Annotated in this window: 22 protein-coding genes; 12 read left to right on the top strand and 10 right to left on the bottom strand. The window is 68.9% G+C overall.

Annotated features, from left to right (window positions below; all coding sequences use genetic code 11):
• Positions 1-142 precede the first annotated feature (142 nt).
• The 4 genes from LGM89_RS10265 to LGM89_RS10250 all read right to left on the bottom strand — a co-directional run bounded on the left by LGM89_RS10265 (position 143) and on the right by LGM89_RS10250 (position 3909).
• Positions 143-1411 carry an FAD/NAD(P)-binding oxidoreductase gene (locus LGM89_RS10265; protein ID WP_226272998.1) on the bottom strand — a complete coding sequence of 423 codons (1269 nt, stop codon included), beginning with the start codon at positions 1409-1411 and terminating at the stop codon, positions 143-145.
• The gene (locus tag LGM89_RS10260; RefSeq protein WP_012338331.1) at positions 1408-1641 is read right to left on the bottom strand and encodes a 2Fe-2S iron-sulfur cluster-binding protein; all 234 of its coding nucleotides are present in this window, start codon (positions 1639-1641) and stop codon (positions 1408-1410) included. The genes LGM89_RS10265 and LGM89_RS10260 overlap by 4 nt, the downstream gene beginning before the upstream one ends.
• A 211-nt stretch (positions 1642-1852) precedes the next feature.
• On the bottom strand, positions 1853-2980 hold the full coding sequence (locus tag LGM89_RS10255; RefSeq protein ID WP_226272997.1) for an NAD(P)/FAD-dependent oxidoreductase: 1128 nt from the start codon (positions 2978-2980) through the stop codon (positions 1853-1855).
• Positions 2977-3909, bottom strand: a complete 933-nt coding sequence (locus LGM89_RS10250; RefSeq protein ID WP_226273023.1) for a 4-hydroxyproline epimerase — start codon at positions 3907-3909, stop codon at positions 2977-2979. Before LGM89_RS10250 ends, LGM89_RS10255 begins: the two co-directional genes overlap by 4 nt.
• Before the next feature lie 251 nt (positions 3910-4160).
• Here LGM89_RS10250 and LGM89_RS10245 point away from each other — a divergent pair, with 251 nt between their 5' ends.
• The 5 genes from LGM89_RS10245 (at position 4161) to ilvD (ending at position 11824) form a co-directional block, all read left to right on the top strand.
• Complete coding sequence (locus LGM89_RS10245) at positions 4161-5081, top strand: dihydrodipicolinate synthase family protein (RefSeq protein ID WP_006484863.1); 921 nt, start codon at positions 4161-4163, stop codon at positions 5079-5081.
• Between the two features lie 233 nt (positions 5082-5314).
• Entirely contained in the window at positions 5315-6964 is a 1650-nt protein-coding gene (locus LGM89_RS10240; protein ID WP_226272996.1) for an APC family permease, read from the top strand.
• Between the two features lie 52 nt (positions 6965-7016).
• Positions 7017-8600, top strand: coding sequence for an aldehyde dehydrogenase (NADP(+)) (locus LGM89_RS10235; protein ID WP_226272995.1), 1584 nt, complete (start codon positions 7017-7019; stop codon positions 8598-8600).
• 1 nt (position 8601) lies between these two features.
• Positions 8602-9624, top strand: a complete 1023-nt coding sequence (locus LGM89_RS10230) for an Ldh family oxidoreductase (protein ID WP_226272994.1) — start codon at positions 8602-8604, stop codon at positions 9622-9624.
• 340 nt (positions 9625-9964) lie between these two features.
• A complete protein-coding gene (gene ilvD / locus LGM89_RS10225; protein ID WP_226272993.1) occupies positions 9965-11824 on the top strand; it encodes a dihydroxy-acid dehydratase in 1860 nt (619 codons plus the stop codon).
• Positions 11825-11963: 139 nt separating this feature from the next.
• Here ilvD and LGM89_RS37155 read toward each other — a convergent pair whose 3' ends face one another.
• A complete protein-coding gene (locus LGM89_RS37155; RefSeq protein WP_264172480.1) occupies positions 11964-12830 on the bottom strand; it encodes an SH3 domain-containing protein in 867 nt (288 codons plus the stop codon).
• A 33-nt stretch (positions 12831-12863) separates the two neighbouring features.
• Positions 12864-13301: a hypothetical protein gene (locus tag LGM89_RS10215; RefSeq protein WP_226272992.1), complete on the bottom strand. Its 438-nt coding sequence runs from the start codon at positions 13299-13301 to the stop codon at positions 12864-12866.
• A gap of 297 nt (positions 13302-13598) precedes the next feature.
• Here LGM89_RS10215 and LGM89_RS10210 point away from each other — a divergent pair, with 297 nt between their 5' ends.
• Together LGM89_RS10210 and LGM89_RS10205 are read left to right on the top strand one after the other, a co-directional pair.
• The gene (locus LGM89_RS10210; RefSeq protein WP_226272991.1) at positions 13599-15134 is read left to right on the top strand and encodes a sigma-70 family RNA polymerase sigma factor; all 1536 of its coding nucleotides are present in this window, start codon (positions 13599-13601) and stop codon (positions 15132-15134) included.
• Between the two features lie 181 nt (positions 15135-15315).
• The gene (locus LGM89_RS10205; RefSeq protein WP_226272990.1) at positions 15316-16218 is read left to right on the top strand and encodes a helix-hairpin-helix domain-containing protein; all 903 of its coding nucleotides are present in this window, start codon (positions 15316-15318) and stop codon (positions 16216-16218) included.
• A gap of 1 nt (position 16219) precedes the next feature.
• On the opposite strand, the gene LGM89_RS10200 is transcribed toward LGM89_RS10205, so the two are convergent.
• Together LGM89_RS10200 and LGM89_RS10195 are read right to left on the bottom strand one after the other, a co-directional pair.
• Positions 16220-17008, bottom strand: a complete 789-nt coding sequence (locus tag LGM89_RS10200) for a hypothetical protein (RefSeq protein ID WP_226272989.1) — start codon at positions 17006-17008, stop codon at positions 16220-16222.
• A gap of 95 nt (positions 17009-17103) precedes the next feature.
• Positions 17104-17529 (bottom strand): helix-turn-helix domain-containing protein, encoded by a 426-nt coding sequence (locus LGM89_RS10195; protein ID WP_226272988.1) that lies wholly within the window; start codon positions 17527-17529, stop codon positions 17104-17106.
• Between the two features lie 140 nt (positions 17530-17669).
• Here LGM89_RS10195 and LGM89_RS10190 point away from each other — a divergent pair, with 140 nt between their 5' ends.
• Positions 17670-18167 (top strand): DUF2938 domain-containing protein, encoded by a 498-nt coding sequence (locus tag LGM89_RS10190; RefSeq protein WP_226272987.1) that lies wholly within the window; start codon positions 17670-17672, stop codon positions 18165-18167.
• Between the two features lie 233 nt (positions 18168-18400).
• On the opposite strand, the gene LGM89_RS10185 is transcribed toward LGM89_RS10190, so the two are convergent.
• The gene (locus LGM89_RS10185; protein WP_047850156.1) at positions 18401-18841 is read right to left on the bottom strand and encodes a MarR family winged helix-turn-helix transcriptional regulator; all 441 of its coding nucleotides are present in this window, start codon (positions 18839-18841) and stop codon (positions 18401-18403) included.
• Between the two features lie 123 nt (positions 18842-18964).
• Between LGM89_RS10185 and LGM89_RS10180 the strand changes: the two genes are divergently transcribed.
• The gene (locus tag LGM89_RS10180) at positions 18965-20494 is read left to right on the top strand and encodes a DHA2 family efflux MFS transporter permease subunit (RefSeq protein ID WP_226272986.1); all 1530 of its coding nucleotides are present in this window, start codon (positions 18965-18967) and stop codon (positions 20492-20494) included.
• Positions 20495-20531: 37 nt separating this feature from the next.
• Here the strand turns inward: LGM89_RS10180 and LGM89_RS10175 are convergent, their stop codons facing one another.
• Positions 20532-22046, bottom strand: a complete 1515-nt coding sequence (locus LGM89_RS10175) for an acetyl-CoA hydrolase/transferase family protein (RefSeq protein ID WP_226272985.1) — start codon at positions 22044-22046, stop codon at positions 20532-20534.
• A gap of 654 nt (positions 22047-22700) precedes the next feature.
• On the opposite strand from LGM89_RS10175, the gene LGM89_RS10170 reads away from it, so the two are divergent.
• Genes LGM89_RS10170 through LGM89_RS10160 form a run of 3 tightly spaced genes read left to right on the top strand, consistent with a single transcriptional unit; the run spans position 22701 to position 25203 of the window.
• Positions 22701-23399, top strand: coding sequence for a CDP-alcohol phosphatidyltransferase family protein (locus LGM89_RS10170; RefSeq protein ID WP_089442772.1), 699 nt, complete (start codon positions 22701-22703; stop codon positions 23397-23399).
• Positions 23396-24205, top strand: a complete 810-nt coding sequence (locus tag LGM89_RS10165; RefSeq protein ID WP_089442773.1) for a 2OG-Fe(II) oxygenase — start codon at positions 23396-23398, stop codon at positions 24203-24205. The genes LGM89_RS10170 and LGM89_RS10165 overlap by 4 nt, the downstream gene beginning before the upstream one ends.
• Positions 24202-25203, top strand: a complete 1002-nt coding sequence (locus LGM89_RS10160) for an HpnL family protein (protein ID WP_226272984.1) — start codon at positions 24202-24204, stop codon at positions 25201-25203. Before LGM89_RS10165 ends, LGM89_RS10160 begins: the two co-directional genes overlap by 4 nt.
• Positions 25204-25217: the final 14 nt, after the last annotated feature.

Below are 25217 nucleotides of genomic sequence, written 5' to 3'. Positions count from 1 at the left end.
GTTGCCGTGTTGCCGTGTTGCCGTGTTGCCGTGTTGCCGTGTTGCCGTGTTGCCGTGTTGCCGTGTTGCCGTGTTGCCGTGTTGCCGTGTTGCCGTGTTGCCGTGTTGCCGTGTTGCCGTGTTGCCGTGTTGCCGCGACGCGTCACGCGCCGTCGCAGGATGCCGTACCGTCCAGCATCAGCGTGCCGACCCGCGCGGGCACGAGCGGCGTGCGCGGCGCCGGCGGTGTCCAGCCGAACAGCGCCTGCGCGGCGGCGCCGCACACGCGGCCCTGACACGCGCCCATCCCACAGCGTGATTGCAGCTTCGCGGCCGTCCAGCCCGGTGCTTGCGCGACGGCGTCGAAACGCACGTCCTCGCAACGGCACAGCAACGTGTCGGCCCGCGCGAGCCGGCGGATCGGTTCGCGGATCGCGAAACGCTCGCGTACGGCATCGGCAAACACCTGCCAGTGCGCCCGCTGCGTAACCAGCGCGGCCAACCGCGCCGTCTGCCCGGTCGCCGCCAAACCGGCGATTTCGCCTTCGACCATCGCCAGTTCGCTACCGCCGACGCCCGTGCACTCGCCCGCCGCAAAAACACCATCGCGGCTCGTACGCTGGTGCACATCGACCGCCACCGCGCCATCGTCGATCCGGCAGCCGAGATGACTCGGCAGCGCGGTATTCGGCACGAGGCCGAAGCCGCACGCGAGCCGGTCGCAGTCGACGTCGAACTCACGATCGCCCTGACGAATCCGCACGCGTTCGAGCCGCTTGTCGCCGAACGCCTCGACGACATGCGCATCAGGCCGATAGGCGGCGGTGACGAGCTTCGCGGCCTGCGCAAGCTTCGACGGCCAGCGCCACAGCCCCGCCCCGAACCCGGCCACGTCGCCCCATGCGGCCTGTTCGAGCACGTGCGACACGCGCGCGCCGGCCTGCCGGGCCGTCGCCGCGCTCGCCAGCAGCAGCGGCCCGCTGCCCGCGATCACCGTGCGCTGCCCGCGCACGTCGAGGCCGTACTTGATCAACGCCTGCAAGCCGCCTGCGCCGGTGACACCCGGCAGCGTCCAGCCCGGAAACGGCAACAGCAGCTCACGTGCGCCGCAACAGAGAATCAGCGTGCGGAAGTCGAGCAATAGCCCGCGCTCGTCGTCTTCGAGCAGCAGCGTGCCCGGCTGCGTCTCAGCGACGATGCGCGTCGCCGCGAGATGCGTGACGTTCGGCTGCCGCAACACGGCGAGCCGCTCGGCGGCGGCCGGCGTCGGCATCGCCGCTGCGCCTTGCCGCCAGATCTGCCCGCCCGCACGCGGATTGTCGTCGACGATCGCAACCGTCGCACCGCTGCGCGCGGCGGCCCGCGCGGCCGACAGCCCGGCCGGCCCCGCACCGACGATCGCGACGTCGACGCTCAGTCGTTCCTGTTTCATCGCGTGCGCTCCACCTGCATCCCGTCGCGGCACAGCGTCTGGCAAGCCAGCCGGCGACGGCCATCGATCGTCATCCTGCACTCCTGGCAGATGCCCATCCCGCAAAACGGCGCACGCGCCGCACCCGTGCACGACACGCGCGTCGTGTCGTCGCCGCTCGCCGCGACGGCGGCCGCGACGGTCGCGCCGTCGGCCACCGTCAGCGCGCGGCCGTCCAGATGAATGATCATGTCAGCCTCCGCCGGGCCGCCCCAAGGGGGCTGACTGCCCCCACGGGGGGCAGCGAACGAAGTGAGCGTGGGGGTCGTTTCATGTCAGCGCTCCGCCGGGCCGCCCCAAGGAGGCTGACCGCCCCCGCGGTGGGCGCCGTGCATGGGACCGGAGTAAGCGCTGAAGCGCCAACACCGGTCGACAGCGAACGAAGTGAGCGTGGGGGTCGTTTCATGTCAGCGCTCCGGCGACGAGGGACGCGCTCAGGAAGCGTCCCGGCAAATACGGTTCGATATCGATGGGCGGCCGTTCGCCGGCCATCAGCGCCGCGACCAGCCGCGCGCTGCCCGGCGCGGTCGTCACGCCGAGCCCTTCATGCCCGACCGCGAGCCACACGCCCGGCCGCGCCGGATGCTCGCCGAGCAGCGGCAGCCCGTCGGGGCTCGCGGAACGGAAGCCCGTCCATGCGCGGATGCCGTTCAGGTCGGCCAGGTCCGGCAGATAGCCCACCGCACGGCGCAGCATGCGCGCGAGCACGGGCGGGTCGACTTGCGCGTCCTCGGTGTCGAACTGGCGCGACGAACCGATCAGCAACTGGCCGGTCGGCCGCGGCTGCACGTTGAACGCGACCGACGTGCCGTCGCTCGCATGTGCGCTCGCCGCATAGCCCAACTCGACGAGCTGGTGCGACACCTGGCCCGGATAGCGGTCGGTGATCAGCAGGTGGCCCTTTTTCGGGCGCAGCGGCAACTCGGGCAACAGCGTGCGCGCGGCCACGCCGTTCGCGACGACCACCCGCTCCGCGCGCAGCGTGTCGCCGCTCGCGAGCGTCACGTTCGGGCCATCGACGGCGACGGCCCGGTCGCGCCGCAACGTGATGCGCGGCGCGCGCTGCAGCAGCCAGTTCGCGGTGACGGGCGCATAGAGGATCGCGTCGCCAGGAATCTTCAGCGCACCGCCGAGGCCCGCGCGCAGCATCGGCTCCAGTCGCGCGAGCGTCGCCGCGTCGATCAGCTCGCCCGCCACGCCATGCGCGGCCAGCGTCGCCTGCTTCGCACGCGCCAGATCCATTTCGTGCGCATCGGCGGCGAGCCACAACGTGCCGCAGTTGCGGTACGCGCACCCTTCCGGCATCTCGCCGCTCAGCGCGCGCCACAGTTCGATCGAGTAATGGCTGAGCGCGAGTTCGGCCGCGTTGTCGTCCATCGCGACGAGGTGCCCCATGCCCGCGCCGGTTGCCCCGCCGCTTGCGTCGTCGACGACGAGCACGCGCAGCCCGCGCTGCGCGAGTTCGTGTGCGCACGCCGCGCCGACGATGCCGGCGCCGATCACGACGACATCCGTCTTCGTGTCGCTCACGGCGCAATGCCCCAGCCGAATGGATCGTCTTCCTCGATCAGCAGCGTCGCTTCCGCGCTCAGGTGCGCGCTGCCGCGAATCGTCGGCACGATGCCGCCGTCGGCCACTTCGTAGCTCGCCTGGAACACGCTGCCGATCACGCTCGCCTGCCACCATACGGCGCCCGGTTCGAGCTTGCCGTCGGCCGCGAGGCACGCGAGCTTCGCGCTCGTGCCGGTGCCGCACGGTGAGCGGTCGTAGGCGAGGCCCGGGCACAGCACGAAGCTGCGGCTGTCGTGCTCGGGATCGTCGGCGAACAGCTCGATATGGTCGATCTCGCCGCCGTTCGCGCCGGTGATGCCCGCGCGTTCGAGCCCTTCGCGCACGGCCGACGCATACGCGGTGAGCGCAGCGACGTTGTCGCCGGCGACGCGCTGCCCATGGTCGCTGATCAGGAAGAACCAGTTGCCGCCCCACGCGATGTCGCCCTTCACGGGGCCGTAACCCGGTACGTCGAGCGCGACGCCCTTCGCATGGCGATATGCGGGTACGTTGCGCACGCTGACCGACAGGTCGTCGTGCAGCGTCGCCTCGACGGTGCCGACGGGCGTCTCGATCCGGTGCACGCCGGGCGCGATGCGCCTCATATGGTGCAGCGTACGCACGACGCCGATCGTGCCGTGCCCGCACATCCCGAGATAGCCGCTATTGTTGAAGAAGATCACGCCGGCCGCCGCCTCGGGCGACACGGGTTCGCACAGCAGCGCGCCGACCAGCACGTCGCTGCCGCGCGGTTCGAGAATGCAGGCGGTGCGGTAGCGGTCGTATTCGCGCGCGAGCACGTCGCGACGCTCGGCCATCGTGCCGCTGCCGAGCGCGGGGAAACCGGACACGACGAGCCGAGTGGGTTCGCCGCCCGTGTGCGAATCGATGATCTGGATGCGCTTCATCATGAGCCGTCCGAAGTGGGGAAAGGAGCACAGCTTCCTCCGTCGCGCGTCCGCCCGCTTGTGGCTTTTCGATGAGGACGACGACGAAATCGGCATAGTGCGAAGCGCCCTTCCCGCGCCGTCCGGCCGCTGTGCCGATTTCGTCATTTTGCTCCGCGATACGACTCAAGCGTGATGGGCATTTGCGCGGCGATACTGGTTGCCACACCGACACCTGTCGGCCGACCGATACAAACACGTAGGAGATTGAAGTGAGCCGAAACGCCATTCAGTGGACCGGGGTTTTCCCGGCCGTCAGCACCCAGTTCAAGCCGGACTTTTCCCTCGACATCGATGCCACGCACCGCGTGGTGAAGAACCTGGTGAACGACGGCGTATCGGGCCTCGTGGTCTGCGGCACGGTCGGCGAGAACACGTCGCTGTCGACGAGCGAGAAGCTCCAGGTGATCGAGGCCGCACGCGACGCGGCCGGCGGCAAGATTCCGGTGATCGCCGGCATCGCCGAATTCACGACCGAATTCGCGCGCAACACGGTGCGTGAGGCGCAGCGCGTCGGCGTCGACGGCGTGATGGTGATGCCCGCGCTGGTCTATTCGGCGAAGCCGCACGAAACCGCTGCGCACTTCCGTGCGGTCGCGACGAGCACCGACCTGCCGGTGATGGTCTACAACAACCCGCCGATCTACAAGAACGACGTGACACCCGACGTGCTGATCGCGCTGCAGGATTGCGAGAACATCGTCTGCTTCAAGGATTCGTCGGGCGATACGCGCCGCTTCATCGACCTGCGCAACGCCGTCGGCGATCGCTTCGTGCTGTTCGCGGGCCTCGACGACGTCGTGGTCGAGAGCATTGCCGTCGGCGCCGAAGGCTGGGTATCGGGCATGTCGAACGCGTTCCCGAAGGAAGGCGAGACGCTGTTCCGCCTCGCGAAGCAGAAGCGCTTCGACGAAGCGCTCGCGCTATATCGCTGGTTCATGCCGCTGCTGCACCTCGACGCACGCCCCGACCTCGTGCAGTGCATCAAGCTGTGCGAAGAGCTGGTCGGCCGCGGCAGCGCGATCACGCGCCCGCCGCGCCTCGCGCTGCAGGGCGACACGCTCGCGGAAGTGAAGGCCATCGTCGCGAAGGCGCTCGAAACGCGCCCCGCGCTGCCCGACGTCGGTCTCTGATCGACTCCCCCTGCGGCGGCGCGCGGGCTTTCCCCCCTGCGCGCCGCCGTCTCCGGTCCGGCATGGCTTGCGGGCCCGTTCATACCGGCGCCCGAGCGCGCCGCGCGTGAACGCCCCGCAGCCCGCCCCGGTCGTTCGAACCGGGCGACGCCGGCCGGCAGGCTGGCGCCGCTGCTCCGTCGGAGCGCGGCGCACCTCGAGCCTGTGCCGATATTCCTCCAGGAGACACGCCCATGCCAGGCCAAGGCAACGCTCACCCGTCTGTCCCGCTTTCCCGTTCCGCGCACCCCGACGCGGGTCACGGCAAGTTCAAGAAACAGCTGTCGCTGACCGATCTCACGTTCATCGGTCTCGGCGCCATTTTTGGTTCGGGGTGGCTGTTCGCCGCGAGTCACGTGTCGACGATCGCGGGCCCGGCCGGCATCTTCTCGTGGCTGCTCGGCGGCTTCGCGGTGCTGCTGCTCGGCATCGTCTACTGCGAACTCGGCGCCGCGCTGCCGCGCGCGGGCGGCGTCGTGCGCTACCCGGTGTTCTCGCACGGCCCGCTGCTCGGCTACCTGATGGGCTTCATCACGCTGATCGCCTTTTCGAGCCTGATCGCGATCGAAGTCGTCGCCGCGCGCCAGTATGCGGCCGCGTGGTTTCCGGGCCTGACCGCCGCAGGATCGAGCGATCCGACCACGCTCGGCTGGCTCGTGCAGGCCGCGCTGCTGGGCTTCTTCTTTTACCTGAACTATTCGAGCGTGAAGACGTTCGCGAAGGCGAACAACATCATCAGCCTCTTCAAGTTCATCGTGCCGCTGGCCGTGATCGCGGTGCTGTTCACGTTCTTCAAGCCCGCGAACCTGACGATCCAGGGCTTCGCGCCGTTCGGCATGCCGGGCATCGAGATGGCCGTGTCCGCGGGCGGCATCATCTTCGCGTACCTCGGGCTCACGCCGATCGTGTCGGTCGCGAGCGAGGTGCGCAATCCGCAACGCACGATCCCGATCGCACTGATCCTGTCGATCCTGCTGTCCACGCTGATCTACGTGCTGCTGCAGCTCGCGTTCATCGGCAGCATCCCCACCGACATGCTCGCCGCCGGCTGGCATGACGTGAGCAAGGCGTTCTCGCTGCCGTACCGCGACATCGCGCTGGCGCTCGGCGTCGGCTGGCTCGCGGTGATGGTCGTCGCCGACGCGATGATCTCGCCGAGCGGCTGCGGCAACATCTACATGAACGCGACGCCGCGCGTCGTCTATGGCTGGGCAAAGACGGGCACGTTCTTCAAGGTGTTCACGCGCGTCGACGAAGCGTCGGGCATTCCGCGCGCGGGCCTGTGGCTCACGTTCGGCCTCGCGATCTTCTGGACGCTGCCGTTCCCGTCGTGGGAAGCGCTGATCAACATCGTGTCGGCCGCGCTGGTGCTGAGCTATGCGGTGGCGCCGGTGTCGGTCGCCGCGCTGCGCCGCACCGCACCGGATCTCCCCCGGCCGTTCCGCGCAAGCGCGTTCGGCATCACCGGCCCCGCGTCGTTCGTGATCGCCGCGCTGATCGTCTACTGGTCGGGCTGGAGCACGGTGTCCTGGCTGCTCGGCCTGCAGATCGTGATGTTCGTGATCTATCTGGCGTGCCGCCGCTGGGTGCCGACCGCGCACCTGAGCCTTGCCGAGCAGGTGCGCTCGTCCGCGTGGCTGATCGCGTTCTACGCCGCGATGATCGTGCTGTCGTATCTCGGCGGCTTCGGCGGCACGGGCCAGCTTGCCCATCCGTACGACACGGTCGTCGTCGCGGCCGTCGCGCTCGTCATCTACTACTGGGGGGCGAACACCGGCGTGCGCTCGGAGAAGCTGCAACTTCGACGACGACGAGGACTGACGCACTCGCTCCTTTTCCCATGATCCCTTCGGCCGGGCGCTCCACGCCCGGCTCCTGTTTTTTCCGAGGAAAACCATGCAACTCACAGGTCAGCTCCTGATCGGCCCGTCCGCCGTCGCCGGACAGAACGGCACCCTCCACGCGATCGCCGCCGCCACCGGCGAACGGCTCGAACCCGCCTTCGGCGGTGCGAGCCTGCACGACCTGGAGACGGCCTGCGCGCTCGCCGACGACGCCTTCGACACCTATCGCGAAACGTCGCTCGAAGCCCGCGCCGCGTTTCTCGACGCGATCGGCCGCCACATCATGGCGCTCGGCGACGACCTGATCGAGCGCTGCGTCATCGAAACGGGCCTGCCGCGCGCGCGCATCGAAGGCGAGCGCGGCCGCACGGTCGGCCAGCTTGCGCTGTTCGCGTCGCTCGTGCGCGACGGCGGCTTTCTCGACGCGCGGATCGATCCGGCGCGCCCCGAGCGCAAGCCGCTGCCGCGCGTCGACCTGCGCCTGCGCAACGTCGCGGTCGGGCCCGTGGCCGTGTTCGGTGCGTCGAACTTCCCGCTCGCGTTCTCGGTCGCCGGCGGCGATACCGCCTCGGCGCTCGCAGCCGGCTGCCCGGTGATCGTCAAGGCGCATTCGGCGCATCCGGGTACCTCGGAACTCGTCGGCCGCGCGATCCAGCAAGCCGCGCGTGAATGCGGGATGCCGGCCGGCGTGTTCTCGCTGCTGTTCGACGCGTCGCGCGAGATCGGTCAGGCGCTCGTCGCCGATCCGCGCATCAAGGCCGTCGGCTTCACCGGCTCGCGCCGCGGCGGCGTCGCGCTGATGCACATCGCGGCCGCGCGCCCCGAGCCGATTCCCGTCTACGCGGAAATGAGCTCGATCAACCCCGTGCTGCTGTTTCCCGCCGCGCTCGACGCGCGCCACGATGCGATCGCGCCGCAGTTCGTCGCGTCGCTCACGCTTGGCGCCGGTCAGTTCTGCACGAACCCGGGCCTCGTGCTCGCCGTCGACGGACCCGCGCTGCGCGCGTTCGAGGAATCGGCCGCCGCCGCGGTGCGTGCCGCGCCCGCGCAAACGATGCTGACGCCGCCCATCCACGCCAGCTACGAACAGGGTGTCGCGGCGCTGCGCGATCACGCGGCTGTCGAGCTACTCGCACAAGGCGCTGAAGGCAACCGCCTGCAGGCCCGCGCGGCACTGCTCGCGACCTCGGCCGACGCTTTCATCGCGCATCCCGAATTGCGCGACGAGGTGTTCGGCCCCGCGTCGCTGATCGTGCGTTGCCCGGACGCCGACACGCTGCATCGCGTGCTGAAGTCGCTCGAAGGCCAGTTGACGATCGCGGCACACCTCGCCGATGGCGACGCGCCGCTGTTCGCCGCGCTGCGCCCGCTGCTCGAGCGCAAGGCCGGCCGCATTCTCGTCAACGGCTTCGGCACGGGCGTCGAGGTCGGCCATGCGATGGTGCACGGCGGCCCGTTCCCGGCCACGTCCGATACGCGCACGACGTCCGTCGGCGCGCGCGCGATCGAGCGCTTCCTGCGTCCGGTGTCGTATCAGGACCTGCCTGACGCGCTGCTGCCGGACGCGATCCGCAACGGCAATCCGTTGAACGTGCCGCAACGTATCGACGGCGTGCCCGCGCCGCGGGAGGCGTGACATGACCGCATCCACCGACGAAATCGTCCTGTCGCTCGATGAAGTCCACGCGCTCGCGCTGCGCGTGCTGACGCACAACGGCATGTCCGACGCGCATGCGCGTGCCATCGCCAACGTGATCACGCAGGGCCAGCGCGACGAATGCCATTCGCATGGCGTGTACCGGCTGCTCGTCTGCGTGCGTTCGCTGAAGAAGGGCAAGGTCGATCCGCAAGCCGTGCCGACGCTGCGCCGACTGTCGTCGTCGATCGTCTCGGTCGACGCCCATCGCGGCTTCTCGCTGCTGAGCTTCGAGACCGGCCTGCCCGTGCTCGTCGAGATGGCGAAACAGCACGGCATCGCCGCGATGACGATCAACCATTGCTACCACTTCTCGGCGCTGTGGCCCGAAGTCGAGGCCATCGCCGCCGAGGGGCTGGTCGGCATCGCGATGAACCCGAGCCATAGCTGGGTTGCACCCGAAGGCGGCAAGGAACCGGTGTTCGGCACGAACCCGATCGCATTCGCATGGCCTCGCCCGGGCGGCGTGCCGTTCGTGTTCGATTTCGCGACGAGCGCGATCGCGCGCGGCGACATCGAGCTGCATGCGAAGCAAGGCAAGGCGATCCCGCCGGAATGGGCGATCGATGCCGACGGCCGGCCGACCACCGATCCGAAAGCCGCGCTGCAGGGCGCGATGCGCACGTTCGGCGGCCACAAGGGTTCGGCGCTCGCGGCGATGGTCGAACTGCTCGGCGGCGCGCTGATCGGCGACATGACGAGCCGCGAGTCGATGGACTTCGACGAAGGCGTCGGCGCGACGCCGTGCCACGGCGAACTCGTGATCGCGTTCGACCCGAAGGTGTTCCTCGGCGACGATCTCGACACGGGGCTCGCGCGCGGCGAACGGATGTTCGAATCGATCGTCGCGCAGGGTGCGCGGCTGCCGTCGCAACGCCGCTTCGACGCCCGCGCGCGCAGCATCGCGAACGGCGTGCGGATTCCGAAGGCGCTGTACGACGAGATCCTGACGCTGCTCGGCTGACGCGCGATCGAGCGGCGCGGCTTCGTCGTCGGCAAGACGCGCGATGAAGCCGCTGCCGGGCTCCGCTGGCGATGGCCGGCTTCCGGCTTCGCGTGTTCCCGCCATGGCATCTTCGCGCCGCGCTTTGTTCGGTTCTTTCGGCTTGTGCGCCTACGCGCTGCCCGCCGCGCCCCACCCGCGCCGGTCGGCCTTGCCCGCCGGCGCCGCCCGCCCGGCGGCTGTGGGATAATCACGGAGTTTGCCCAGGGCGCAGCTCAAGAGGTTGTTCGCACGGGCGCGCGAGAGGCCTTTATTCCCCGTGCCTCCACCCTTTTCCCGCGATATTTCTTCTGCAACGACCATGCCCACTTACCGTTCCAAAACCTCCACCGCTGGCCGCAACATGGCAGGGGCGCGCTCGCTCTGGCGCGCCACCGGCATGAAAGACGACGATTTCTCGAAGCCGATCATCGCGGTCGTCAACTCGTTCACGCAGTTCGTGCCGGGGCACGTGCACCTGAAGGATCTCGGCCAACTGGTCGCGCGCGAGATCGAGGCTGCCGGCGGCGTCGCGAAGGAATTCAACACGATCGCGGTCGACGACGGCATCGCGATGGGCCACGACGGCATGCTGTATTCGCTGCCGAGCCGCGACATCATCGCCGACTCGGTCGAATACATGGTGAACGCGCACTGCGCGGACGCGATGGTCTGCATCTCGAACTGCGACAAGATCACGCCGGGGATGCTGATGGCCGCGATGCGCCTCAACATCCCGGTGATCTTCGTGTCGGGCGGCCCGATGGAAGCGGGCAAGACGCGCCTCGCGAACCCGGTCACCAAGGCCATCGAGGTGAAGAAGCTCGACCTCGTCGACGCAATGGTGATCGCGGTCGACCCGTCGTATTCCGACGCCGAAGTCGCCGAAGTCGAACGCTCGGCCTGCCCGACCTGCGGCTCGTGCTCGGGCATGTTCACCGCGAATTCGATGAACTGCCTGACCGAAGCGCTCGGCCTGTCGCTGCCCGGCAACGGCACGGTGGTGGCCACGCACGCCGATCGCGAGCAACTGTTCAAGCGCGCCGGCCGTCGCATCGTCGAACTCACCCGCCAGCACTACGAGCAGGACGACGAACGCGTGCTGCCGCGCTCGGTGGGCTTCAAGGCGTTCGAGAACGCGATGACGCTCGATATCGCGATGGGCGGTTCGACCAACACGATCCTGCACCTGCTGGCGATCGCGCAGGAAGCCGGCATCGACTTCACGATGAAGGACATCGACCGCCTGTCGCGCGTCGTGCCGCAGCTGTGCAAGGTCGCGCCGAACACGAACAAGTACCACATCGAGGACGTGCACCGCGCAGGCGGCATCATGGCGATCCTCGGCGAGCTCGACCGCGCCGGCAAGCTGCACACCGACGTGCCGACCGTGCACACGCCGTCGCTGAAGGACGCCCTCGACCAGTGGGACATCGTCCGCACGCAGGACGACGCGGTCCGCACGTTCTACCAGGCCGGCCCGGCCGGCATCCCGACGCAGGTCGCGTTCAGCCAGAACACGCGCTGGCCGAGCCTCGACCTCGATCGCGCCGAAGGCTGCATCCGCTCGTACGAGCATGCGTTCTCGAAGGAAGGCGGCCTCGCCGTGCTGACGGGCAACATCGCGCTCGACGGCTGCGTGGTGAAGACGGCCGGCGTCGACGAGAGCATCCTCGTGTTCGAAGGCACGGCTCACGTGACCGAATCGCAGGATGAGGCAGTCGACAACATCCTGAACGACAAGGTCAAGGCCGGCGACGTGGTGATCGTGCGCTACGAAGGCCCGAAAGGCGGCCCCGGCATGCAGGAAATGCTCTACCCGACCAGCTACATCAAGTCCAAGGGCCTCGGCAAGGCGTGCGCGCTGCTGACGGACGGCCGCTTCTCGGGCGGCACGTCGGGCCTGTCGATCGGCCACTGCTCGCCGGAAGCGGCAGCGGGCGGTGCGATCGGCCTCGTGCGCGACGGCGACAAGATCCGCATCGACATCCCGAACCGCACGATCGACGTGCTGGTGTCGGACGAGGAACTGGCGCGCCGCCGCGAAGAGCAGAACGCCAAGGGCTGGAAGCCGGCGCAGCCGCGTCCGCGCAAGGTGTCCGCTGCGCTGAAGGCCTACGCGAAGCTGGTCATGTCCGCCGACAAGGGCGCGGTGCGCGACCTGTCGCTGCTCGACGACTGATTGGGTCACAACCAGCAAGACCGGCTGCTTGTAACACGTAGCCGGTCAGGCTGCGGGCCGAAGCCCGCTCGCCCGATCCAGAAGCCGCTCTCCGGAGCGGCTTTTTTTCGTCCTGCGCCGACCGAATGCATCGGCATCGTCAGTGACGGAATTCTTCCGGGCCGCCGCCTCCGCCACCACCGTGGCTTCCGCCGCCGTTCCCGCCACCCTGCGGTCGCCCGCCGCCGTAACCGCCGCCACCACCGCCACCACCGCCCGGGTGCACCGGTACCGGCATCGCGCGGCCGTCACCGCCCGGCGCGGGAGGCGGACGCATGACGGCGGCCGGTGGCGGACGCATGACGGCCGGCGGCGGCGCTGCCGGACGCGGATTGCCGGCTGCACCCGGCATCGGCGCAGGCGCGGGTGCAGGCGCAGCCGGCGGCGGCGTGCGAATCGCGCCGTTCCAGCCGCCGCGAGCAGCGGACGGCCGCGTGTCATGCACGGGCGGCGGTCCGCCCGGTGCGGCCTGCGGCAGCCCGCCCGGTTGCGGGCGCCCCTGTCCCGGCGGCACGCGCCCCTGTCCCGGCGGCATGCCGCCCGGGCCGAGCCGCGGTTCCGCGCGGTGTTCCCACCGATCGCGGTCATGGAACCACGGCCGGTGACGGTAGTAGCGATCCCAGTACGCACCGATCGCGAACCCCGTGATCGGCACGCCGATGATCGCGCCATATTCGACCAGCGGCGCGTAACCGCCCTGGTACGGATAGTCGATCAGTTGCGCGTCGATCCAGCCGCGCACGCCCGGCAGTGCGACGTCGCACCATGTGTAGTCGCTCAGGCAGCCGAACACGTCCAGCGCGGTGCCCGGCGGAATCTGCGCGACGACCGGATAGTCGGGCGCGGGCCCGGCGAACAGTTCGGCCGGGGAATTCGTGTAGCCGGTGCTTTGTGCCTGTGTCATACCCGGCACGGCCGCCAGGCCGAGCAGAACGACGCACAGGCTTCGGACAATCGTGTTCCTCATGATGCTCTCCCGCGCGGTGCCGCCGCGCGCCGGTCAGTGCCGATGCCCGCCCCAGCCGCCACCCCAGTGGCCGCCGCCCCACGGACGATGCCCGTACCCGCCGCGTCCACGCCAGCCGCCGCCCCATCCGCCCCAGAAGCCGACCGAGATCGCCGGTGCGCCCCAGCCGTACCAGCCCCGGTAATACGCGGGGGGATAGTACGGATACGGATAGGGATACGGTGGCGGATAGGCCGGCGCGACGTAGACGAGCGCCGGATCGACCACCGGCGGCGCGACCGCCGTCGCAGCCGGGCCCGGCGCAGTGGTGGCCGGCGCAGCCGGCGTGACGGGAATCTCGCGCTGCGTCAGCGTGGCCGGCGCCGGTGTGTAGTACGGCGCATAGCCATACGGACTCGTGTAATAACAGCCGCCGAGGGCCAGCGTCGTCAATGCGAATACCGCATACCTCGCGGCAGGAATCGGGGTCATCGATTGCTCCGGCAGAATCCACGCGTCGCCGCCAGGCGCGCGCCTGACTCTAGCTTACGTCCCCTGCAGATTTCCGCTCGGTATGATCGGTTACTTTTTGTTTCCTGCACCGGACGGGCGCGCGGGCACGCCGCATGCTGGCACGTCTGCCGCACCCGCGTTGAAGTTCGCGCAAATGCCCTCAACTTGAACGATGTCAGGCTGGCCGGCGCGGACGGGGTTCGCGAGCAACCGGCGGCCCGAAACCAGCGGACTTCGGCCCGCCCAGACAGGAACGCGGCTCACGCCGCCATCGACATGACTACGCCACGGCCCACTCCCCGGGCGGACACGCCGCTCGATCCGATCATCCAGTTGCTGGCGCTCGCCGGCGAACAGGGTTATCTGACCCACGCCGACCTCGTCGACGCGCTGCCGCCCGAAAGCGACAGCCCCGACGCGCTCGACGTCGTGCGCGCCGCGCTCGCCGACATCGGCATCGCCGTGCTCGACGAGCCGGCCGCGCCTGCGCCGTTCGCCGGTTCGGCGCCTGTCGACGTCGATCGCGATGCGCTCGACGAAGGCCGCGCGATGCTCGGCGACCTCGCACGCGGCACGAGCGCATCGACCGATCCGCTCGCCCTCTACATGCGCCGCATGCAGGCGGTGCCGCTGCTCACGCGCGAAGGCGAAATCGTGCTGGCGCGCGAAATCGAGACGGGCCGCCACCAGATCCTGCATGCGCTCGCCGGCTATCCGGCGGCGGTGGACGCGCTGCTTGCGCGTCATCGCGCCCCGGCTTCGACCCGCGCAGCCGGGTCGTCCGATGACGACGCCGGCGACACGCCGGCGCCGGCCAGCTACGACGCGCTGCAGGCGGCCGCCGCGGCCTTGCGCGGCGCGTTACACGCGCATGGCTACCGTTCGGACGAATACCGTGACGCACGCAACCACGTGGCCGCCCTGCTCGGCTCGATCGCGTGGGTCGCCCCGGCCGTCGACGACGCGAGCGACGTCGTGCGCGCGCTCGTGTCCGCGCCGCATCACGCCGCGACGGGCGAAGCCGCCTGCTTCGACACGGTCGCGCGGCGGGCACTCGCCGCGGCGCTGACGGACGGCCAGCAGAAAGTGCGCGACGCCACGCACGCGATGCTCGAGGCGAACCTGCGGCTCGTGCTGTCGATCGCGCGCAAGTACATGAACCGCGGCGTCGACCTGCCCGATCTCGTGCAGGACGGCAGCCTCGGCCTGATGCGTGCGATCGAGAAATTCGAATACCGGCGCGGGTTCAAGTTCTCGACCTACGCGACCTGGTGGATCCGCCAGGCGATCGCGCGCGCGGTCGCGGATCGCGCTCGCACGATCCGCGTGCCCGTGCACGTCGGCGACCAGTACCAGCGGGTGCAGCGGCATGCGCTGCGTTTTCGGCAGCGCACGGGCCGCCGGGCGACGCCGGCCGACCTCGCGGCGGAAACCGGCCTCGACGAGGACAAGCTGCGCGCGGTGCTCGCGCTGCCTGCCGAGCCCGTGTCGCTCGACGCGCCGCTGCCCGACGCGGACACCGGTCTCGTCGAGCTGATCGAGGACCAGGCGTCGGCCAGCCCGTTCGAGCAACTGGCCGACACGCGGATGCGCGAATGCGTGAGGTCGCTGCTCCGGTCGGTCTCGCCGGCCGAGGCCGACGTGCTGCGCCGGCGGTTCGGGCTCGGCGGCGCCGAGCCTGACACCTACGACGCGATCGCGCAGGACGCGGGCATGTCGCGCGAACGCGTGCGGCAGATCGAGAAGCGGGCGCTCGCCGCGTTGCGCACGGCCGCCGAGGCCGAAAACGCGCAGTCGTTCCTCGACGCGTGACCGCCTCACGCGACGCACGGTCGTGCCGCTTTCCGGCACGACCGTGCGCGTCGAACCTGTGCTACGTTTGCCATTGACGTGCGTCAAGTTTTCTTCATCGCGTGTCGCGACAATGATGAAAGGCCGACCGGCGCATCGTTCGCCGTGTCCATTCCGTTTGTGCGTCCCCAGGTCCCTCGCCATGCAGACGACCGCCAGCCAAACGTTCGAGGAAAACCGGCATATCGCGGCCTGCCTGCGCGAGGCGGCGCAGCGGCTGGCTGACCAGGGCGCGAATCCGTACCGGGTCGCCGCGTACCGCGCGTCGGCCGAGACGGTCGACGCGCTCGACCTCGACATCCGCTCCCTGTTCGAATCCGGTGGCGTCGATGCGCTCGGGATGCTGCCCGAGGTCGGCACGGGCGTCGCCCAGGCGATTGCCGAGCTGCTGGTGACGGGGCGCTGGCGCCAGCTCGACCGGCTGTGCGGCGACGCCGAACGCACCTCCGCGTTCGAAGCGGTGCCGGGCATCGGCCACGCGCTCGCGCTGCGCATTCACGACCTGCTGCACATCGATACGCTCGAGGAACTCGAACGCGCGGCCCGCAACGGCCAGCTCGAAACGATCTCGGGCGTCGGCCCGCGGCGCGCGGCCGGCATCCGCGCCGCGCTCGACGACGTGCTGAGCCGCCGCCGGCGCTGGCAGGGCCACGTGCAGGACGCCGGCCCCGGCACGGAGCCGCCCGTCGAACTGCTGCTCTACATCGACCGCCTGTACCGCAACAAGGCCGCCGCCGGCGTGTTGCCGACGCCTGGCGTCGTGCAACGCGTCACCGCGCATCGGCGCCCGAATGCGGACGACTCCGTGCCGCTGCCCGTGATGCACATGACCAAGGGCGGCTGGCATTTCACCGCGCTGTGCCTGCATGCCGCGATGCGCACGCCGGAGGCGTCCCGCCCGACGGACTGGGTGTCGCTCTATTTCTACGACGCCCTGCAACGCGAGCATCAGCGGACCGTCTTCACCGAAACGTACGGCGCGCTCGTCGGCAAGCGCATCGTGCGCGGGCGCGAGCAGGAATGCCGCGTGTACTACGCGGGATGACTCAGTCGTCGCCGGTTTCGTCGACGTCGAACGCCACGCCGAGCACCGACGCGATCTCGCGACATGCATGGGTGAGCGCGCGCGATCGGCGGCCGGAATAGTCTGCCGCGAGATAGAACCAGGTCGAATGCGGCCCGCAATCGTCTTGACTGTTCCGTTTCGGTACGTCGAACCAGAACTTCACCATGTAGCCGCCCTTCCAGCGAACCGGAATCACCTGCGTGAGCTGCATTCTCGTGATTGCACCGTGGCGGAACCGGAAGCTGTCGTCGCCGACGCGGAACCCCGACCACGCGCCGTCGTTCGACACGAACACGGTCAGCATTTCGTCCGGCAGCACGACGGTCGGGGCGTCTTCCTGGGCCAGCTCGGCCGTCGACACCATCGCCGCCCCCGAACCGTCGCGCCCCGTCTCGACATCCACGTACGCTTCGATCGTCCACTTCGCCTTGTCGTAGAAACTGCGCGTGACGTCGGACCGCACGGCGTCGGCGATCAGCACCAGTTGCTTGAATCGTGCACGCTCGCCGTATCGAAACGGCACATCGGGTGCGTCGTCGGGCCCGTCATCCAGTTCGTCCTCCAGACTATCGGTCTGTACAGGCGGAGCGGTCGTGACAGGCGGTTCAATGCCTCCGCGCCGCCGTGTCACCCAATCGATTCCCAACGCCAGCAGCACTTGCGGCGTCACCATCACGACGGCCACCGTCGCGAGCCCGGCGAGCACCCCGTAATGCGGCGCGACCCGCGATGCCGCATACGCGGCAGGAAACACAAGCAAAATCCACACGCTGCAACCCTGTTGTTCCAGTTTGCGATGTCTGGCACCGCATGACTCTGCGCATCACCCTGCCATCGGCCAACCCGCCGGTGCACACTCGCCGCCTACGCGCCGTCCGTCTTCGTACGGCGGGCCGGATGGCGATGCGCGGCGATCCGAAGCAGCTTCTGGAACGACGGGCATTCGAGATGGTTCGATGCCGGGCACACGGCCGCATGCCGCAACGCATCGCGCACGGCGCCGAGACGGCGGATCGTGCGGTCGAGTTCGTCGGCCTTGCCGTCGAGCTTCGCGCGATCGATCGCAGGCAGGCCGTCCGTGCCGACCATCGCGAGGATGTCGTCGAGCGAAAAGCCGGCCTCGCGGCCCAGTGTGATCAGCGCCAGATGCTCCAGCACCGACTCGTCGTATTGCCGCCGCAGCCCGTGGCGGCCGATCGGGACGATCAGCCCTTTTTCCTCGTAGTAGCGCAGCGTCGACGCGGGCAATCCCGAGCGTCGCGCCACCTCTGCAATGTCCAGCCGGCTCATGCTTGACCTCAAGTGAACTTGAGGTTGCAAGATAGTCGTTCGACTCGATGAAGACAAGCCCGGATCGCCATGAAACCGTTGAAACCACGCCGTATTCCGCTGCACCGCGCAGCCTGTTCCCTTCTCTGCGGAGGGACGCGATGAGCCTGCCCGACGTCCTGCCCGACCTGCTGCTGATCGGCACGGGCGCCACGCTCGTGATGGATCTGTGGACACTGCTCCGGCGGCGTGCATTCGGCATTCCGTCGCTCGACTATGCGCTGGTCGGCCGCTGGGTCGGCCACATGATGCACGGCCGGTTCCGGCATGCGTCGATCGTCGCCGCGGCACCCGTTCCCGGCGAACGCGCGCTCGGCTGGGTCGCGCATTACGCGATCGGCATCGTGTTCGCGGCGCTGCCCGTCGCGATCGCGGGCACGGCATGGATCGGCACGCCGACCCCGCTCCCCGCGCTCGTCGCCGGCCTCGCCAGCGTCGTCGCACCGTTCTTCGTGATGCAGCCCGCGTTCGGCTTCGGCATCGCGGCGTCGCGCACGCCGAACCCGGGCGTCGCGCGCCGGCGCAGTCTCATCACGCATCTGTCCTACGGTGTGGGGCTTTATCTGGCGGCGTACACGCTCGCGGCGCTGGCCCGTTGAGCACATGGACTCACCAAGGCCGTAACAGCTAGCGTCGGCTCAACCGAGCCGACGTCGATACCCACGCAAGCGCTTCGTCGAACATGACGAGCGTATCGTCTCGTGTGCCAGCCCGACGAAGGCCACGCCGGGCATCGGCACCCGCGCAACGGCGGCGACAACGCCGCGTGCTCGCGCGCTGCCGCCCGGTGCTTTCAAGTCGTTCATCCAGCCCGCCCGAACGGCGGGCCACCTCACTCCCCGCCGCAATCGATCAGGTTGTGGCGCACGCGCCCGAGCAGCCGCACCAGCGTATCGCGCTCGTCGGGCGTGAAGCCGCGCAGCCCGTCGTCGGCGACGGTGTCACCCACTTCGAGCATCTGCGGAAAGATCTCGCGCGACTTGTCGGTCAGCCGGATCACGAATGCGCGGCGGTCGTCGTCGTTCGCGATGCGCTCGATCCAGCCATAGCTTTCCATCCGGTCGAGCAACCGCGTGAGCGAGATCGGCGCGATCTCGAGCCATTCGGCGAGGCGCGCCTGATTCATCTCGCCCTTCCACGTCAGGTACGCGAGCACGCGGCTTTGCGCCCGTGTCAGCCCGATGCGCTTCGCGCGTCGGTCGAACAGGCGTCCGTTCAGGCGCGCGACGTCGGCGATCAGATAGCCGATCCGGTTCTCGTAAGTCTTGTCCATGCGGCGATTATAGGGGTCAAGCCGGCCATGCTTCGGCGATAAGCGGATATATAATAAGCGTGCTTATAATTCCAGCCATACCGGATCGCCGCCCACGGCGACCGCCCCCGTGGAGACACCCGCTTGAACGCCGCCGCCGACGCCCCCGCCTCGCCCGCCCTGAACCGGCCGATGCTGACCTTGTCGATCATGCTCGCCACGCTGATCCAGACCCTCGACAGCACGATCGCGAACGTCGCGCTGCCGCACATGCAGGGCACGCTGTCCGCGTCGCAGGACGAGATCACGTGGGTGCTGACCTCGTATATCGTCGCCGCGGCGATCGCGACGCCGCTCACCGGCTGGCTGTCCGACCGGCTCAGCGTGAAACGGCTGCTGATCGTGTCGATCGCGGGCTTCACGGTTGCGTCGGCGCTGTGCGGGCTGTCCGAGACGCTCGTGCAGATCGTCGGCGCGCGCCTGCTGCAGGGCGTGTTCGGCGCCGCGCTGGTGCCGTTGTCGCAGTCGATCCTGCTCGACATCAACCCGCGCGAGAAACAAGGCCAGGCGATGGCGATCTGGGGGATGGGCGTGATGGTCGGCCCGATCCTCGGCCCGACGCTCGGCGGCTGGCTCACCGACAGCTACAACTGGCGCTGGGTGTTCTTCATCAACGTGCCGATCGGCGCGTTCGCGCTCGCCGGCGTGATGACCTTCCTGCCCGCGCGCGCGCCGCGCCCGCACGTGAAGTTCGACGCGTTCGGCTTCGCGACGCTGGCGCTCGCGATCGGCGCGTTCCAGGCGATGCTCGACCGCGGCGAACAGCTCGACTGGTCCGGCTCGTATGAGATCCGCATCGAGGCGATCGTCGCGGCGCTCAGCTTCGCGTTCTTCCTCGTGCATACGGCGACCGTCGGCAAGGCGTCGTTCTTCAAGTCGGAACTGCTGCGCGACCCCAACTTCGCGACGGGCACGCTGTTCATCTTCGTGGTCGGCGCGGTGCTGTACGCGACCCGCGCGCTGCTGCCGCCGATGCTGCAGAACCTGATGGGCTACCCGGTCGCGACCACGGGCCTCGTCACCGCGCCAAGCGGCGCCGGCACGATGATCGCGATGCTGTTCGTCGGCAGGCTGCTGAAATACGTGGATGCGCGGATGCTGCTGCTCGCGGGGCTGTCGATTTCCGCACTCGCGCTGTGGCAGATGATGCAGTACACGGTCGTGCTGTCCGAAGCGGACATCGTGTGGCCGGGCGTGGTGCAGGGCTTCGGGCTGGGGCTCGTGTTCGTGCCGCTGAGCGCGCTGTCGTTCTCGACGCTGCCGCCCGACCTGCGTGCGGACGGCACGGCCACCTACAGCCTGATGCGCAACATCGGCAGCAGTATCGGCATCTCGATCGTGCAGACGCTGATGACGCGCAACACGCAGGTCGCCCATGCCGACCTCGCAACCCACATCACGCCGTTCAACCCGGCCGTGCAGGCGATGGCCGGCAGCCGCGTCGACATCGCGCTGCTCGACCGCACGATCAACCAGCAGGCGTCGATGATCGCGTACCTGAACGACTTCAAGCTGATGTTCGTCGCGACGCTGCTGATGATTCCGCTGTTGCTGCTGATTCGCCCGCCGCAGAAGGCGGCGAGCGTGGAGATCGCGCACGCGGCGATGGATTGACGGGCGCACGCGCGGCGCGCGCCCGCCTCGCTTCGCGTCAGGCCTTCATCGTGCCCGTGCGCACGTAGCGCTCGTGCCACGACAGCGCCTCGGCGAGCAGGTGCGGCGTGTGCTTGCCGAAGCTTTCGCGCGTTGCGCGCTCGAAGTAATCCTCGAGCATCGGCCGGTAGTCGGGATGCGCGCAGGTCGCGATGACCTTGCGTGCGCGCTGCTTCGGCGACAGGCCGCGCAAGTCCGCGAGACCCTGCTCGGTGACGACCACCGCGACGTCGTGCTCGGTGTGGTCGACGTGGCTCGCCATCGGTACGATCCGCGAGATCGCACCGCCCTTCGCGGTGCTCGCCGACATGAAGCACGACAGGTAGCCGTTGCGCGCGAAGTCGCCCGAGCCGCCGATGCCGTTCTGGATCTTCGTGCCCATCACGTGCGTCGAGTTCACGTTGCCGTAGATGTCGGCCTCGATCATCCCGTTCATCGCGATGCAGCCGAGCCGGCGCACGAGTTCCGGATGGTTGCTGATCTCCTGCGGGCGCAGCACGATTTTCTCGCGGAACGTCGCGATTTCGTCGGCGAAGCGCTGCACGGCGGCCGGGCTCAGCGACAGCGCGGTGGCCGACGCGAAGCTCAGCGTGCCGTCCTGGAGCAGGTCGAGCATGCCGTCCTGGATCACTTCCGTGTACGCGGTCAGGTTCGAGAAGCCGGCCGAGCTGAGCTCCGCGAGCACCGCGTTCGTGATGTTGCCGACGCCCGACTGCAGCGGCAGCAGGTTTTCCGGCAGCCGGCCGCGCTTCACTTCATGGCGCAGGAAGTCGATCAGTTGCAGCGCGATCTGCTTGGACGTCGCGTCCGGCGCGGAGAACGCATTGCTGCGATCCGGCGCATCCGTCTCGACGATCGCGACGATCTTGTCGGCCGGGCAGCGCAGGTACGGCTCGCCGATCCGGTCGTCGCACTTCGTCAGCGGAATCGGCTTGCGGTTCGGCGGCAGCGCGGTGCCGTAATAGACGTCGTGCATCCCGTCGAGGCCGAGCGGCTGGCGCGAGTTGACCTCGAGGATCACGTGCTTCGCGCGTTCGAGCCAGGTCTTGTTGTTGCCGATCGACGCGGACGGAATCAGCAGCCCGTCCTCGCGGATGCCCGCGACTTCGACGATCGCGACATCGAGATCGCCGTACAGCCCGAACCAGGCGTACTGCGCGACGTGGCTCAGGTGGACGTCCTGGTAGTCGACTTCGCCGCCGTTGATCTTGTCGCGCAACGTCGGGTCGGACTGGTACGGCAGGCGCATCGAGATGCCGTTGGTGCGGGCGAGCGCGCCGTCGAGTTCCGGCGCGGTCGATGCGCCCGTCAGCACGTTGATCCGGAAGTCCTCGCCGCGCGTGTGCGCCGCGTCGATGTGGGCGGCAAGCGCGGCCGGGACGGCCTTCGGATAGCCGGAGCCCGTGAAGCCGCTCATGGCGACGGTCATGCCGGGACGGATCAGCGCGGCGGCTTCGTCGGCGGTGCGGACGAGCGAACGCAGGGCGGGAGCGAGGATGCGTGATGAAGACATGGCTGGTTTCTGACGCGTGGGGTCTGTCGTTGACGTCGCGGGGGGTGTCTCCTGAGCGACATGAAGCCCTTGGGGCCGCGAGGGGCGGCCGGCACCACAGGCACGGTCGGAGTATCGCAGAGGCCGTCGCCGCGAAATGTCCGCCAAATGCAAAAGATCCTTGCCGGATTTGCCGGGTATCGAACGACCGTTCTGTGACAGGCGCGCCATTTAAATCGGATGCACACGAAAGGTGCGCGAAAGCATCGGGCAGAACGACCGGTCGCCGATCGACAACTCATGCGCATCAATCGATGAATTTCCACCGCGCTTTATCACCTGCGGATCGGCAATGACCGACGCCCGTCCGGCGCGGCCAATTGTCACCCGATGCGGCTTGTCCCGACCTGACGCACGTCAAGCGCGCACGCGACGCGCGACGCGCGGCGGGAAGCGGGAAAAGCACCGCCGCACCGGCCTGTGAGGCCCGTCCGTCCTTGACAGTCGCTCGATGCGAACCACACTGGAATACGGATGCCGCCGCCCCGTCTGGCCGCCCTTTCGCGCACGCGCTTTTCGGCCGGCCGATCGCCGCAAGACGCGGTAACACTCCCTCATGTCAGGACATTGATCGAATAAAAAGCACCAAATTACAATTCCGTATATATTTCGCCGATGGACCAAAGAAAAACCGCCACACGTTCCGAACCGCCCCTGCCACGCACCTGGGATGCGCGGCTCGCGCGCTCGCTTGTCCGACCGCTCGTCGACACACCCGTCACCCCGAATCACCTCACTACCGTTCGCCTGCTGATCGGCCTCGCCGGCGCCTGGTGCCTCGCGCACGGCGGCTTCGGCTGGAGCAATGCAGGCGCGTTCCTGATCGTGCTGTCGAACTTCGTCGATCACACCGATGGCGAGCTCGCGCGCATCAGCGGCAAATCCAGCAAGATCGGTCATTTTTACGACCTCGCGGCAGACGCGCTCGTCACGGTCGCGCTGTTCGTCAGCATGGGCGTCGGGATCGTCGCCCAGGGCGGCCAGATGGCTGCGTCGCCGGTGCTGCTCGGCGCGGTGGCCGGCGCGGCCGTCGCGCTGATCTTCTTCCTGCGCATGCGGATCGAATCGTTCGCTGGCAAGGCCGGCACCAAGCAGGCATTCGCCGGCGGCTTCGAGACCGAAGACGTGCTGTACCTGCTGCCGCTCGTGACGCTGTTCGACGGCGTCGAGCCGTTCCTGCTCGCGGCGTCGATCGGCGCCCCGCTGTTCGCGGCGTGGGTCGTGTTCGACTGGTGGCGCATCGTCCGGCGCGGCAACCTCCCGCAGAACCCGGCCGCCGCGCAGAACCCAACCGAAATCCAGGCTTCCAAATGACTCCTAGCACGCGCGACGACTCCGTGCTGAGCCCGGCACGCCCCGCGCCCGTGCGCGCGGCCGCGGCCGACCCCGATCGCACCGTGGCCGACCGCGTCGGCCAGCTCGACCTCGACCGCCTGCGCGGCGACTACACGCGCCAGGGCTCGTTCCTTTATCTCGACACCTTCCTGCCGGCCGACGCGCACGCGAAGCTGGCCGACGCCGCCCGCGCGATGCAGGCCGGCCTGAACCGCAATTACCTGCCCGGCCACAAGCAGGGCGGCAGCGTGAGCCGTCATACGATCGACGAGCAGGCGCCGTACATCGCCGAACTGTATCGCTCGAAGGCCCTGATCTCGTTCCTCGAGAAAGTCACGGGCGACAAGCTGATGCTGTCGCCGGACGACGATCCGCACGCGTACGCGCTGTATTACTACACGAAGCCCGGCGACCACATCGGCTGGCATTACGACACGTCGTACTACGACGGCCGCCGCTACACGCTGCTGATCGGCGTGATCGACGAATCGTCGTGCCGGCTCGACTACGAGTTGCACACGCGCAATCCGGACGTCGCCGACGAACCCGGCTCCGTGCAGATCGCCGACGGCGGCATCGTGCTGTTCGACGGCGACAAGCTGCGCCACCGCATCACGCCGCTCGGCCAGAACGAGATGCGCGTGTCGCTCACGTTCGAATACGTGACGAACCCCGGCATGCGGCCGTGGAAGCGCTTCATCTCGAACATGAAGGACGCGATCGCGTATTTCGGTTTCCGCCAGGTGTTCAAGCAACTGGCAACGCGACGCACGACCGGGTCATGACACGCGCCGGCCTGATCCTGCTGTCCCTCGGGACCGCACTCTTCATTGCACTGCTGGCCTGGCAGGGCGTCGGCGCGGTCGCGTCCACGTTCCTCGCGGCCGGCTGGGGGCTCGCGCTCGTCGCGGCATTCCACGTCGTGCCGCTCGCGATCGACGCGATCGCGATCTCCGTGATGTTCCGCCCCGGCCAGCCGGGCGCCGAACTCGGCAACGCGCTGCGCGCGCGCTGGGTCGGCGAATCCGTGAACAGCCTGCTGCCCGCCGGGCAGATCGGCGGCCCCGTGCTGATGGTGCGCCACCTCGCGCAGCGCGGCACGCGGATGGCCGACGCGGCGGCAGCCGTCACGGTCAGCACGACGATGCAGGCGCTCGCGCAGATGGCGTTCGCGCTGATCGGCATCGCCGCGTTCAGCCTGTATGCGACGCACGAATCGGTCGCGCATCTGCGCACGCCCGCGCTGATCGCCACCGGCGTGCTCGGCGCCCTCGCCATCGCGTTTTATGCGGCGCAGCGGCGCGGGCTGTTCGGCCGCGGCCTGCGCCTCGCGTCGAAGCTGCTCGGCCCGCGCGACTGGTCGTCGCTGGCCACCCGCGCGGATGCGATCGACGACGCAGTGGGCGCGCTGTACCGCGATCGTGCGAAAGTCGCGAAGACGTTCGCATTGAGTCTCCTCGGCTGGATCGTCGGCACCGCCGAAGTGTGGCTCGCGCTGCACTTCCTCGGGCACCCGGTGAGCTGGCTCGACGCGCTGCTGCTCGAGAGTGTCGGCCAGGCCATTCGTGGCGCGGCCTTCGCGATCCCGGGCTCGCTCGGCGCGCAGGAAGGCGGCTACCTGCTGCTCGCGCCGCTGGTCGGACTGCCGCCCGACGCGGCGCTCGCGCTGTCGCTTGCGAAACGCGCGCGCGAACTCGCGCTCGGCCTGCCCGGCCTGCTCTATCTGCATTTCAGTGAAAGAAACTGGCAGCGGCGCCGTGCGCCGCAGCCGCTCGCCGACTGATCGTTCAGATCCGC

Origin of the sequence: Burkholderia sp. AU31624 (assembly GCF_020420065.1) — a bacterium.
In the GTDB taxonomy this organism is placed as follows: domain Bacteria; phylum Pseudomonadota; class Gammaproteobacteria; order Burkholderiales; family Burkholderiaceae; genus Burkholderia.
This window is presented reverse-complemented; position numbering and strand designations above follow the sequence as displayed.

Excerpts from the sequence above, each read along its gene's own strand:
- LGM89_RS10265 (WP_226272998.1), bottom strand. The coding sequence starts at position 1,411 with ATGAAACAGGAACGACTGAGCGTCGACGTCGCGATCGTCGGTGCGGGG.
- LGM89_RS10260 (WP_012338331.1), bottom strand. The coding sequence starts at position 1,641 with ATGATCATTCATCTGGACGGCCGCGCGCTGACGGTGGCCGACGGCGCG.
- LGM89_RS10250 (WP_226273023.1), bottom strand. The coding sequence starts at position 3,909 with ATGAAGCGCATCCAGATCATCGATTCGCACACGGGCGGCGAACCCACT.
- LGM89_RS10240 (WP_226272996.1), top strand. The coding sequence starts at position 5,315 with ATGCCAGGCCAAGGCAACGCTCACCCGTCTGTCCCGCTTTCCCGTTCC.
- LGM89_RS10235 (WP_226272995.1), top strand. The coding sequence starts at position 7,017 with ATGCAACTCACAGGTCAGCTCCTGATCGGCCCGTCCGCCGTCGCCGGA.
- LGM89_RS10230 (WP_226272994.1), top strand. The coding sequence starts at position 8,602 with ATGACCGCATCCACCGACGAAATCGTCCTGTCGCTCGATGAAGTCCAC.
- ilvD (WP_226272993.1), top strand. The coding sequence starts at position 9,965 with ATGCCCACTTACCGTTCCAAAACCTCCACCGCTGGCCGCAACATGGCA.
- LGM89_RS37155 (WP_264172480.1), bottom strand. The coding sequence starts at position 12,830 with ATGAGGAACACGATTGTCCGAAGCCTGTGCGTCGTTCTGCTCGGCCTG.
- LGM89_RS10215 (WP_226272992.1), bottom strand. The coding sequence starts at position 13,301 with ATGACCCCGATTCCTGCCGCGAGGTATGCGGTATTCGCATTGACGACG.
- LGM89_RS10210 (WP_226272991.1), top strand. The coding sequence starts at position 13,599 with ATGACTACGCCACGGCCCACTCCCCGGGCGGACACGCCGCTCGATCCG.
- LGM89_RS10205 (WP_226272990.1), top strand. The coding sequence starts at position 15,316 with ATGCAGACGACCGCCAGCCAAACGTTCGAGGAAAACCGGCATATCGCG.
- LGM89_RS10195 (WP_226272988.1), bottom strand. The coding sequence starts at position 17,529 with ATGAGCCGGCTGGACATTGCAGAGGTGGCGCGACGCTCGGGATTGCCC.
- LGM89_RS10190 (WP_226272987.1), top strand. The coding sequence starts at position 17,670 with ATGAGCCTGCCCGACGTCCTGCCCGACCTGCTGCTGATCGGCACGGGC.
- LGM89_RS10185 (WP_047850156.1), bottom strand. The coding sequence starts at position 18,841 with ATGGACAAGACTTACGAGAACCGGATCGGCTATCTGATCGCCGACGTC.
- LGM89_RS10175 (WP_226272985.1), bottom strand. The coding sequence starts at position 22,046 with ATGTCTTCATCACGCATCCTCGCTCCCGCCCTGCGTTCGCTCGTCCGC.
- LGM89_RS10170 (WP_089442772.1), top strand. The coding sequence starts at position 22,701 with ATGGACCAAAGAAAAACCGCCACACGTTCCGAACCGCCCCTGCCACGC.
- LGM89_RS10165 (WP_089442773.1), top strand. The coding sequence starts at position 23,396 with ATGACTCCTAGCACGCGCGACGACTCCGTGCTGAGCCCGGCACGCCCC.
- LGM89_RS10160 (WP_226272984.1), top strand. The coding sequence starts at position 24,202 with ATGACACGCGCCGGCCTGATCCTGCTGTCCCTCGGGACCGCACTCTTC.